This is a genomic window from uncultured Novosphingobium sp. (assembly GCF_964277725.1).
In the GTDB taxonomy this organism is placed as follows: domain Bacteria; phylum Pseudomonadota; class Alphaproteobacteria; order Sphingomonadales; family Sphingomonadaceae; genus Novosphingobium; species Novosphingobium fluoreni.
Genome location: NZ_CAXYKL010000169.1, coordinates 1 through 10,406, shown reverse-complemented (window position 1 = coordinate 10,406; position 10,406 = coordinate 1). Strand labels below are relative to the sequence as shown.

At 62.4% G+C, this 10,406-nt stretch carries 11 protein-coding genes; 4 read left to right on the top strand and 7 right to left on the bottom strand.

All coding sequences use genetic code 11. The features are described 5' to 3' along the window. Together leuS and ACHWRX_RS09725 are read right to left on the bottom strand one after the other, a co-directional pair. The coding region (leuS, locus tag ACHWRX_RS09730; RefSeq protein ID WP_394659039.1) for a leucine--tRNA ligase at window positions 1–2,305 on the bottom strand (2,305 nt) is incomplete at its 3' end. A 151-nt stretch (window positions 2,306–2,456) separates the two neighbouring features. After that, a complete protein-coding gene (locus tag ACHWRX_RS09725) occupies window positions 2,457–2,909 on the bottom strand; it encodes a DUF3576 domain-containing protein (protein ID WP_058735586.1) in 453 nt (150 codons plus the stop codon). Between the two features lie 244 nt (window positions 2,910–3,153). On the opposite strand from ACHWRX_RS09725, the gene ACHWRX_RS09720 reads away from it, so the two are divergent. The 3 genes from ACHWRX_RS09720 to ACHWRX_RS09710 all read left to right on the top strand — a co-directional run bounded on the left by ACHWRX_RS09720 (window position 3,154) and on the right by ACHWRX_RS09710 (window position 5,136). Further along, complete coding sequence (locus tag ACHWRX_RS09720) at window positions 3,154–3,891, top strand: hypothetical protein (RefSeq protein ID WP_058735587.1); 738 nt, start codon at window positions 3,154–3,156, stop codon at window positions 3,889–3,891. A 178-nt stretch (window positions 3,892–4,069) separates the two neighbouring features. Then, entirely contained in the window at window positions 4,070–4,792 is a 723-nt protein-coding gene (gene phbB, locus ACHWRX_RS09715) for an acetoacetyl-CoA reductase (protein WP_058735588.1), read from the top strand. A gap of 113 nt (window positions 4,793–4,905) precedes the next feature. Further along, window positions 4,906–5,136 carry a ribbon-helix-helix domain-containing protein gene (locus ACHWRX_RS09710; RefSeq protein ID WP_394659038.1) on the top strand — a complete coding sequence of 77 codons (231 nt, stop codon included), beginning with the start codon at window positions 4,906–4,908 and terminating at the stop codon, window positions 5,134–5,136. Between the two features lie 95 nt (window positions 5,137–5,231). On the opposite strand, the gene ACHWRX_RS09705 is transcribed toward ACHWRX_RS09710, so the two are convergent. Both ACHWRX_RS09705 and murA read right to left on the bottom strand, forming a co-directional pair. Next, the gene (locus tag ACHWRX_RS09705) at window positions 5,232–5,465 is read right to left on the bottom strand and encodes a hypothetical protein (RefSeq protein WP_394659037.1); all 234 of its coding nucleotides are present in this window, start codon (window positions 5,463–5,465) and stop codon (window positions 5,232–5,234) included. 67 nt (window positions 5,466–5,532) lie between these two features. Further along, window positions 5,533–6,816 (bottom strand): UDP-N-acetylglucosamine 1-carboxyvinyltransferase, encoded by a 1,284-nt coding sequence (murA, locus tag ACHWRX_RS09700; protein WP_394659036.1) that lies wholly within the window; start codon window positions 6,814–6,816, stop codon window positions 5,533–5,535. A gap of 184 nt (window positions 6,817–7,000) precedes the next feature. Here murA and galU point away from each other — a divergent pair, with 184 nt between their 5' ends. Beyond that, window positions 7,001–7,882: a UTP--glucose-1-phosphate uridylyltransferase GalU gene (gene galU, locus ACHWRX_RS09695; protein WP_394659035.1), complete on the top strand. Its 882-nt coding sequence runs from the start codon at window positions 7,001–7,003 to the stop codon at window positions 7,880–7,882. A gap of 40 nt (window positions 7,883–7,922) precedes the next feature. Here galU and ACHWRX_RS09690 read toward each other — a convergent pair whose 3' ends face one another. The 3 genes from ACHWRX_RS09690 to ACHWRX_RS09680 all read right to left on the bottom strand — a co-directional run bounded on the left by ACHWRX_RS09690 (window position 7,923) and on the right by ACHWRX_RS09680 (window position 9,877). Continuing rightward, window positions 7,923–8,228, bottom strand: a complete 306-nt coding sequence (locus ACHWRX_RS09690) for a TrbC/VirB2 family protein (RefSeq protein WP_082667862.1) — start codon at window positions 8,226–8,228, stop codon at window positions 7,923–7,925. Between the two features lie 2 nt (window positions 8,229–8,230). Next, window positions 8,231–8,863: a lytic transglycosylase domain-containing protein gene (locus ACHWRX_RS09685; RefSeq protein WP_394659040.1), complete on the bottom strand. Its 633-nt coding sequence runs from the start codon at window positions 8,861–8,863 to the stop codon at window positions 8,231–8,233. A 294-nt stretch (window positions 8,864–9,157) separates the two neighbouring features. Beyond that, entirely contained in the window at window positions 9,158–9,877 is a 720-nt protein-coding gene (locus tag ACHWRX_RS09680) for a hypothetical protein (protein WP_394659034.1), read from the bottom strand. Between the last annotated feature and the right edge of the window lie 529 nt (window positions 9,878–10,406).

Genomic DNA, 10,406 nt, shown 5'->3' with positions numbered 1-10,406 from the left:
GGCTGGCGGAGGGCTGCGCCTTCTCCACCGCGCTGGTCAGTTCGTAGATGCGCGCTACGGCCTTGTTGAACGAAAGCGCCTCGATGTCCTGCGCGACGGCGGCGACCGTCTGGTCGCGCTTGCGGTCAATCGTCTTGTCTTCGCCGATGGCGGTGGCATCGAAATGCGCGAACAAGCGCCACAGCCGCTGGACGAAGCGCCAGCAGCCCTCGATACCCGATTCGGACCAAGGCAGATCACGCTCGGGCGGGCTGTCGGACAGCATGAACCAGCGAATCGCATCGGCGCCGTACGTCGCGACGATCGCGTCGGGATCGACGACGTTCTTCTTCGACTTCGACATCTTGATGACGCGGCCCACATGGACCTCAAGGTCGGAACTGAGGAAATACGCCTCTAGTCCATTCTTTCGAACCTGCGATGGATTGATATACTGTACGATTCCGCGACCAGCTGCTGGCTCGTACTCCACGCGAGTATGATCAGACTTCAAGTAGAAGCCATCACCTGCGAAGATTACATCTTCCGCAGGGTACAGGGTCCTGCCATCCTGAGAGACAAAGTTTCCTTCCAGAACATACGTCTCGTGCGTCACCATGCCTTGCGTGAACAGGCTGGCGAAAGGCTCTTTCACGTCGATCATGCCGATCCGGGCCAGCGCGCGGGTCCAGAACCGGGCGTAGAGCAAGTGCAGGATCGCGTGTTCGATACCGCCAATATACTGCTCCACCGGCAACCACTTGGCGATCGCCTCACGGTCGAACGGCTTGTCTGCCGGCTGACTGGCGAAGCGCAGAAAATACCATGACGAATCGACGAAAGTGTCGAGCGTGTCGGTTTCGCGCACCGCGGGCTTGCCGCAAGCGGGGCAGTCGACGTGCTTCCACGTGGGGTGGCGCACTAGCGGGTTGCCCGGCGTCTGGAAATCGATGTCCTCGGGCAGCACAACCGGCAGCTGGTCCTTGGGTACCGGCACGACGCCGCAGGCCTCGCAGTGGATGAAGGGGATCGGCGTGCCCCAATAGCGCTGGCGGCTGACGCCCCAGTCGCGCAGGCGCCACACTGTCTTGCCCTCACCCCAGCCTTCGCTTTCGGCACGGGCGATGACGGCGGCCTTGCCATCAGTGACGCTTTGGCCGTTCAGGAAGTCGGAGTTGACAAGCACGCCGTCGCCCGCCTCGGCTTCGCCTTGGAATGGCGCACCGGCATCGGCGGGGTCGGCGGCGACAACTCGCACGATCGGCAGGCCGTACTTGGTCGAGAATTCGAAGTCGCGCTGGTCGTGGCCGGGCACACCCATCACCGCGCCAGTGCCGTAGTCCATCAGCACGAAGTTCGCGATCCACACCGGCAGATCCGCGCCGGTGAAAGGGTGGCGGACTTTCAGCCCAGTGTCGAAGCCTAGCTTTTCCGCCGTCTCCAGCTCGGCAGCGGTGGTGCCGCCCTGCTTGCACAGCGCGATGAACGCCTGTGCCTCGGGCGAACCGGCCGCGACGGCTTGGGCCACCGGATGCTCGGCGGCGACCGCGACGAAGCTCGCGCCAAAGATCGTGTCGGGGCGAGTCGAATAGACCTCGATCTCGTCAGCGAAGTTGATCGGCTTGAACCGGAACTGCAGCCCGCGCGACTTGCCGATCCAGTTCTCCTGCATCAGCTTCACCTTATCGGGCCAATGCTCAAGCCCCTGCACGCCTTCGAGCAGTTCCTCGGCAAAGTCGGTGATCTTGAGGAACCACTGGGAGAGCTTGCGCTTCTCAACGAGCGCGCCGGAGCGCCAGCCGCGCCCGTCGATCACCTGCTCGTTGGCGAGCACGGTCTGGTCGATCGGGTCCCAGTTGACCGAGCTTTCCTTGCGATAGACCAGGCCCGCCGCGTAGAGATCGAGGAACAGCGCCTGTTCGTGGCCGTAGTAGTCCGGCTCGCACGTCGCCAGTTCGCGGCTCCAGTCAAGCGCGAAGCCCAGGCGCTTAAGCTGGGCCTTCATGTTGGCGATGTTCTCACGCGTCCAGCCGCCGGGGTGGACGCCCTTTTCCATCGCCGCGTTTTCAGCCGGCATTCCGAACGCGTCCCAACCCATCGGGTGGAGCACTTCGTGGCCGGTCATCCGCTTGTAGCGGGCCAGCACGTCACCCATCGTGTAGTTGCGCACGTGGCCAATGTGGATCCGGCCTGAGGGATAGGGGAACATCTCCAGCACGTAGCTTCTCGGCTTGGTGCTGGCATCGTCGGCGGTGAAGCAGGCGCGCTCATCCCACACACGCTGCCAGCGCGTGTCGGCGGTGGCGGGATCGAACCGCTCGGTCATGTTTGCAGGTCTCCAGCGGGCATCGGCGCCACTTACACAGCTTCGTCATCCCCCGCAAAAGCGGGAATCCATCTCCAGGTGGTTCGGCTTTACCCAACGTCAGGAGATGGATGCCCGCTTTCGCGGGCATGACGAAGGTATGGCTGGATCGTCAGCCGACCGAGTTGCGCCTCAAGTCACGAGCGCGGGTGAGGATGATATCCTCCAGCTTCTGCACGGTGGCAGCCTGCACGGGCGCTGCCACCCAGCCACCGCCCTGCTGCACTTCGCGGCTGGCCACGACACGCAGCGCATCGGCGCGCAAGTCCGCATCGAGGATGGTCACCGACACCTTCATCCGCTCGGACGGGTTCTTTGGGTTTGAATACCAATCGGTGACGATGACGCCGCCGTTGCTGTCCGTCTGCAGCAGCGGCATGAACGACAGCGCGTCCAGGCTGGCGCGCCACAAGTAGCTGTTGACGCCGATCGTGGTGACCTGCGTGGGGGCGATTTCCGCACGGACTTCCTTCTTGCCGCCGCAAGCGCCAAGCGCCAGGACGAGCGCCAGGCCAAGGCCGGCGCGGGAAAGAGCGCGTGATCTATCGTCGGTGCGGGCTGTCATCGTCGTACCCAGTTCCTGATTCCCATGCGGAAGAAGTGGCCGCGAAAGCGCGGCACCCGCTACCCACCGCCTCTATCGCCGCCACGCCCGCGCGGCAAGTGGGCCGTGGCCCGCATGCGTCGGCCTGCCGGCCATGCCCCTGTTCGCCCGGATCAGGCTGTGTTAAAACTGACGCGATAAAAGATGCGGCAGTGGCGCAATCACCTGCGCCAGGCTGCTCGCAGGGAGTGACAAGGTAAAGCGCATGTCAGTTGAACGCGAACGCAAGGGTGGAGCGACCACGTCGCTGCTGCTGGCCGGGGCGGTTTCGCTTCTGGCGCTGCCCAGCGCCGTGCTGGCATTCACCGCCAACTTCACGAACCACCAGGCGCTCACCGCAGTGGAGACCGGCGCCGAAGCGCCTGCTCCTGCCGGGTTGTCCCGCATCCTGGCGATACGGTCGCTCGCCAAGGGGCAACTGTTTCCCTTCACGCCCGCCGGTGCCCCAGAAGAGGCAGAACGACCGGTGACGGTGGCGGTGCGGGTCGATCCCGCAGCCGCGCAGGCCATCACCGTGCGCGGGCGGACGCTGGCGAAGTCTGACAGTGACCTGCGGATCGCCCCCACCGGCTTCAGCCTTGGCATTTCGCGCGGCTATCGCAATTTCGCCCAGGACATCGCGCAGCAGACGGTGACGCCGAAGCCTTCGGCCGATCTGACCGACGTGCGCAAATACAGCTTGGCACCCTCGCGTGGCAATTCGGAGGGATCGCGCTTCTCACCGCGTATTTTCATGGAGCAGAACGCACCCCCGGGCCGCGCGCCCCGCACTTTCGCCGCGGACGGCAGCGAAGTGGATGTAGGCGGTGCCTATCGCGTCACCCGCAATCTGAACGTCACTGCCGGGGTCCGCTATTCGCAGGAGCGTGAGCGGTTGACGACGCTGACGGACGGCGCGCAGGATAATCAGGCGGTTTACGTAGGCACGCAATTCAGCTTCTGATTCGCGGACTGTTCGATCGACCCCGTTGTTACAGCCCGATGATCCTAGGGCGCGAATTGCGCTCGGGCGTGTGCAGAATATGCAATCAATCCTCAATCAAATCATCACTCGATAACTTGTGCTTACCCGGCACTGCCCGTAGCAATGAGGCCGAGAGGATGACGGCGAGGACATCTTAATGGCACGTGTTGCAATAGTTACCGGCGGCACCCGGGGTATCGGGGCAGCCATCTCACTCGCACTGAAGGAGCGCGGCCATACGGTCGTCGCCAACTATGCCGGGAATGAGGAAAAGGCGAAGGCCTTCACCGACGAAACCGGTATTCCGGCCTACAAGTGGGACGTGGGCGACCATGAAGCCTGCCTGGTAGGCTGCCAGCAGGTCGAGGCCGATGTCGGCCCGATCGATATCGTGGTCAACAATGCCGGCATCACGCGCGACGGCACGCTGCATCGCATGACCTTCGACGACTGGAACGAAGTGATGCGCATCAACCTGGGCGGCTGCTTCAACATGGCCAAGGCTACGTTCGGCGGCATGCGCGATCGCGGTTGGGGCCGGATCATCAACATCGGCTCGATCAATGGCCAAGCCGGCCAGTACGGCCAGGTCAACTACGCGGCGGCGAAGTCCGGCATCCACGGCTTCACCAAGGCGCTGGCGCAGGAAGGCGCGAAGTTCGGCGTTCTGGTCAACGCGATCGCCCCTGGCTACATCGATACCGACATGGTGGCGGCCGTGCCTGAGCCGGTGCTGGAAAAGATCGTCGCCAAGATTCCGGTGGGCCGCTTGGGCAATGCCTACGAGATCGCGCGCGGCGTGGCGTTCCTCGCCAGCGACAATGCCGGCTTCGTGACCGGATCGACGCTGAGCATCAACGGCGGCCAGCACATGTATTGACGGATGGCGGGCGGGGCTGCGGACTTTGGGTCCGCCGAACCCGCCCCCGGTCAAGGCGGCACTGAGCCGTCACGCGACTGTTATCTCGCCTTGGTTTACGATACCGCAGAACCATGGCAGTCCCATTCCATACTCCGGTCAAACGCTCGGTGGAGATCGCCGGTCATAAGACCTCGATCAGTCTGGAGCCGGTGTTCTGGGACATGCTGAAGGCGCGCGCTGCTGCTGACGGCGTGCCGATCAACGCCCTGGTCGCACGGATCGACGCGGAACGGCTGGAAGCCGAAAATCCCCCAGGTCTTGCAGGCGCGATCCGGGTGTGGCTCGTTTCTACAAAAGCATGATGGCGGCCCGCCACCGCCGGGTGGATGGGCGATCACGACCATGAAAAAAGGCGGCGGATTTCTCCGCCACCTTTTATCGTTCGAGAACCAATTCCTCAGTAGTGCGACGGCGGATCGCTGGCCGGGAAGCTTTCATCGCTGGCCTCGTCGACCCGGTTCCAGGTGCGCGGGGCGTTGGACATCTCGGCTGTGCCGGCGTCACGCACGCGCTGGAAACTCCGATTCCCGCTCGCCGACCCTGCCAGAGTAGCCTGGCCTTCGTCTCGCGTGGCATATTTGTAGAGCGCGTAGCCAGCGGCACCGGCGACGGCCAACCTGATCAAACCCATGGTGTCTGCTCCTCTCGCATTACGTTCCATCCAACGCGCGAGGAGCGCCTTGTGTTGCCGAATGTTTCTACTCCCCGCCGACCCTTTCGACCTGCGCGCCGAGCAGCGAGAGCTTTTCTTCCAGGCGCTCATAACCCCGATCTAGATGATAGAGCCGGTGGACTTGCGTTTCCCCTTCGGCGGCAAGCCCGGCGATCACCAAGCTCATCGACGCCCGCAGATCCGTCGCCATCACTTCAGCGCCGTAGAGCTTGCCCACGCCGTGGACGATCGCGGTGCGGCCCGAGGTTTCGATCCGGGCACCCATGCGGTTCAGCTCAGGCACGTGCATGTAGCGATTCTCGAAGATCGTCTCGGTCAGGACGCTGGAACCCTCCGCCAGGCAGAGCAGCGCCATCAATTGCGCCTGCATGTCGGTGGCGAAACCGGGATAAGGCGCGGTGGCCAGGGTCACGGCGCGCAACTTGCTATCCGATGCCACATGCAGGCCGTCGGCCCTTGGTTCGACATGAACACCGGCGCTGCGCAGCGCCTGGATCGTGGCGTCCATTTCCTCGATACGCGTGCCCGTCAACGTCACCTCGCCACCGGTGATAGCCGCGGCGCAGGCATAGCTGCCGGCCTCGATACGGTCCGGCATGACGCGATATGTGGCGCCATGAAGCCGGGGAACGCCGTGGATGGTCAGGTCACTGCTGCCGATCCCCTCGATCTGCGCGCCCATCGCCACCAGCAGATTGCACAAGTCGACAATCTCGGGCTCGCGCGCGGCGTTGTGCAGCGTCGATTTGCCGCGCGCGGTGGCCGCCGCCATCAGCGCGTTCTCTGTCGCACCGACAGATACGACCGGGAAGGAATATCGCCCGCCCGGCAGGCCACCGTCCGGTGCGATCGCGCGTACATAGCCCGCCGCCATCTCGATCGTCGCGCCCAGCGCTTCCAACGCCTTCAAGTGCAGGTCGATGGGGCGATTGCCGATGGCGCAACCACCGGGCAGCGACACCGTCGCCTCACCCATGCGCGCCAGCATCGGGCCCAGCACCAGGATCGAGGCGCGCATCTTGCGCACCAGTTCATAAGGCGCGACCGAACTGGTGATGCGCGTGGCGGCCAGCGTCATCACCCGGCCAAAGTCCTCCGGCCGCGATCCGGCGATCGTGGTGGAGATGCCGAACTGATTCATCAGATGCTGAAAACCGTCGATATCGGCCAGACGCGGCAGGTTGCGCAGGGTCAGCGGCTCATCCGTCAGCAGCGCGCATGGCAAAAGGGTGAGCGCGGCGTTCTTTGCGCCGGAAACGGGGATGGTACCGGAAAGGCGCTGGCCGCCCTGGATGATGATCTTGTCCATCACGGCGCTTTAGCGAGTTTGCGGCCAGCGGCAAGCGAGCGCCGCCGCCACATACCGTCCTTCCAAAACGGATGAGCGGATGCGGGCTTCACGTGATTGCAACCATCGTCTGCAAGCGATTGCCCTGCTAGGGCGAAGCCGCCTACACTGCGATGCAGCATCAACCAGGGGGATTGACCCGCCAATGTCCGAGAACACCTTTCGCAAGCCCGTTCGAAAAGCCGTCTTCCCGGTGGCAGGCCTGGGCACGCGTTTCCTGCCCGCGACCAAGGCGATCCCCAAGGAGCTGCTGCCGATCGTCGATCGCCCGCTGATCCAATACGCCGTCGACGAGGCGCGCGAGGCGGGGATCGAGGAATTCGTGTTCGTCACCGGGCGGGGCAAGACCGCGATCGTCGAGCATTTCGACACCGCGTACGAGCTGGAAGCGACGATGACCGGGCGCGGCAAGTCGCTGGAGCCGCTGGACGCCACGCGGATGAAACCGGGCAACCTCACCACTGTGCGACAGCAAGTGCCGCTGGGCCTGGGCCACGCCGTGTGGTGCGCACGTGCGGTCGTGGGGGATGAGCCTTTCGCGATCTTCCTGCCCGACGAGCTGATGTACGGCTCGCCCGGCTGCATGGCCCAGATGATCGAGGCGTACAATCAAGTGGGCGGCAACCTGGTGTCAGTGCTGGAAGTGCCGGGAGAGGAAGTCTCCAGCTATGGCGTGATCGCGCCGGGCAAGAGCTCTGGTGCCTTGACCGAGGTGAAGGGTCTTGTCGAAAAGCCCAAGGTGGAAGACGCGCCGTCCAACCTCATCGTCTCGGGCCGCTATATCCTTCAGCCCGAGGTGATGGATCTCCTGGCCACACAGGAAAAGGGCTCGGGCGGTGAGATCCAGCTTACCGATTCGATGGCCAAGCTGATCGATACGCAGCCGTTCCACGCGGTCACCTTCCGGGGCCGCCGATTCGATTGCGGCTCGAAGCTGGGGTTCGTCGAGGCGACGCTGGCCATCGCGCTCGATCGCCCCGACATGGGAGAAGACGTGCGCAAGATCGCAGCCAAGCTGCTGGGTTGAAACAGATATCGACCCGGGCCAGGCCCGGGTCGTACTGAAGTCATCCGCCTACAGCGGCGGACTGAATGCCCGAGACGATAGCGCCGGCACCGAACAGAATGAACACGCCGATGATCACGGTCGCACCAAAGCGCCAGTTCATCCGCCCGGTCAGCATCATGAAGCCTACGGCCGCCACCGCCATCACCGCCACGGCGGTAGCGACATTGCCCAGCAAAGTGCCCTGAAGCCAGCCCAGCGCGGCCACGATCGGACCGCTGCCGGCGGGATCGCGCGTCACCGTCTGCGCCAAGGCGGCTTGCGGCAGCGCGAAAAGCGCCGTCAGCGCCAGGAAGATGCGACGCACGCTCACTTGCGCACCGGGTCGGTCAGATGGGACATGATCGAAGCGACGTACATCTGGGTCTCCCGAATGGCCGGCACGCCGCCCGCCTTCTGCACACGCGCCGGGCCGGCGTTATAAGCCGCCAGCGCGCGTTCGATATCACCGCCGAAGGCATCGAGCTGCATCCGCAGATAGCGCGCTCCGCCTTCCAGATTGGCCATGGGATCGGCCGGGTCCACGCCCAACTGCCGCGCCGTGCCCGGCATCAACTGCGCCAAGCCCCGTGCGCCCACCGGCGAAATCGCCGCGACGTTCCAGCGGCTTTCCTGCCAGACCACCGCTTCCAGCAAGGTCGGGCTGATGTCGTACTTCGCCGCCAGCTCGGCCACGCGGGCACGGAATCGCTCTGGCCCGGCGGCATCGGCGACACTGGTGAACGAGGCGGGATGCAAGCCACTGCCGTCAGGCGCGATCTCCGCGACCTCATCCTGCACGGTTTCCATGCCAGCCGGCGTAAAGGCGGCCGGACCACCCGCGACCCAGCGCGCACCTTGCGATTCTATCTGCAACACGTCCGCGCAGGCCGCCACCGGGAGCGCCGCCATCGCCACGCCAATGCCAAGCGCCAGGACTTCACCGATCTTCACTGCCAGGATTCCCCAATCCGCATCGTGTGTAGCGGCTGTACCGCAGCCACGCCTTGCCACTCAAGCTGCTAACACCGCGTTGCCAGGCCCGTCCGCCACAATACGGCGCTAACACCGCCGGGCGCTGATGCACCACATTCGTGACGGAGATATGACGAGAGCGATATGCGGCCTCAAACGGCCGGAATGGTGCTGCTGGGGAGGATTGAACTGGCTTGACGCCCCTCCTAAGCATTGAAAACAAACGATTTAATTTCTTCGCCTTGTTCGTTTGTCCTAGCCGATTGTACTAGCGGTGGCAAGCTAATCTAGCTTCGCGTCGATCTCACGTAAGTCCCGGCGGAGTTTGCGCGCAACTTCCTCAGTATGTAAATCGAGCCCAATTTCTCGCACCAGCCTTTTAAGTTCGTCAAAATAATCGTTTTCTTGCGAATTTTTGGATGATGCGAGATTTGACCGCAATGAATGACCGTGATCTTCTAAAAGTATCTCTAGCTCCATAAGAGAAACTAGTTCGCTAATCCGGTGGTCTTTATGTAAAATCCTGAAAGTCAGCTTACGCTGCTTCCAAAGCCTTTCAATAAGAGGCCCACGATCTTCACTAGGAACGGGGCTACGAATAAGATCAAAACATAGGTTTTGGAGATTTATTACTGAAATCCTAACGGCCATGTCATACGACAACTGAGAGGTTAGGGCAAATATATCAGTATCTAGTTTTAACAACTCGGCACTAGCCGCTTCAAGCGAACCCCCAAAGGGGATTTTTGCTGATGCCATGTGCGTCATGGCCACAAGCTGCGCTAATTTTTCGCTAAGCTGCTGCCTTACAGCGACCGCATAATCCTTCATCGCCGCCTCGACCTGTCGCTCAGGCAAGCTGATCTCATGAATAAGTCTGCCCCGCTCCCGCTGATCGTCCATCCATATCCAATATGGCGCAGCCAACAGGCGCAGAACAACAACGCCAATAACGGAAGCAGCAACACCAAGTGCGAGCGTTTCTTGGATCGTTGCGGTCATCTGGAGCCCGGTTAAGTGTATAACCAAGGTTGAAAAAGGCACGATCAATACTGTTAGCTTGTCAGTAAGCGTTACGCTATCTTGAGCAGCGCGCGTTATCCAGAGCCTCAGAAATTTCCTAATCATCAGTCGCTTTTGCCCTACAGCAAAACATCTGTGAAGCAGGTGACATCAATTTAGCAGTACCTTTGCACGGCTTAAGTTTGGTTTGCTTACGCGAGGCGGCACCTCAGACAAGAGGCGCTCGCATTGTCCCCGTAGGGGGCTTGCCCACCCTTCCCTGCGCAAACGAAGGCCAGCCCTGCCCTGCCGATCACAGGTCCAGCCCAGCTACGGCAGGCGTATCACAACCGACCGATTACGGTACGGGCTGGGCAGGCGTATCAGAAACTAGCTTGACCCTAGTTCCGGTACATGCCACATAGTGTTGCACGTATTCGATACAGGGATAGCAGCATGGCACGCACATTCGCCTATTGCCGCGTAAGCACGGCAGAGCAGAACACAGACAATCAGGTTCGGGAGATTG

What these genes read in the sequence shown, in the direction of transcription:
- ACHWRX_RS09725 (WP_058735586.1), bottom strand. Translation starts at nt 2,909, where the DNA reads ATGACAGCCCGCACCGACGATAGATCACGCGCTCTTTCCCGCGCCGGC.
- murA (WP_394659036.1), bottom strand. Translation starts at nt 6,816, where the DNA reads ATGGACAAGATCATCATCCAGGGCGGCCAGCGCCTTTCCGGTACCATC.
- ACHWRX_RS09720 (WP_058735587.1), top strand. Translation starts at nt 3,154, where the DNA reads ATGTCAGTTGAACGCGAACGCAAGGGTGGAGCGACCACGTCGCTGCTG.
- ACHWRX_RS09705 (WP_394659037.1), bottom strand. Translation starts at nt 5,465, where the DNA reads ATGGGTTTGATCAGGTTGGCCGTCGCCGGTGCCGCTGGCTACGCGCTC.
- ACHWRX_RS09680 (WP_394659034.1), bottom strand. Translation starts at nt 9,877, where the DNA reads ATGACCGCAACGATCCAAGAAACGCTCGCACTTGGTGTTGCTGCTTCC.
- phbB (WP_058735588.1), top strand. Translation starts at nt 4,070, where the DNA reads ATGGCACGTGTTGCAATAGTTACCGGCGGCACCCGGGGTATCGGGGCA.
- ACHWRX_RS09710 (WP_394659038.1), top strand. Translation starts at nt 4,906, where the DNA reads ATGGCAGTCCCATTCCATACTCCGGTCAAACGCTCGGTGGAGATCGCC.
- galU (WP_394659035.1), top strand. Translation starts at nt 7,001, where the DNA reads ATGTCCGAGAACACCTTTCGCAAGCCCGTTCGAAAAGCCGTCTTCCCG.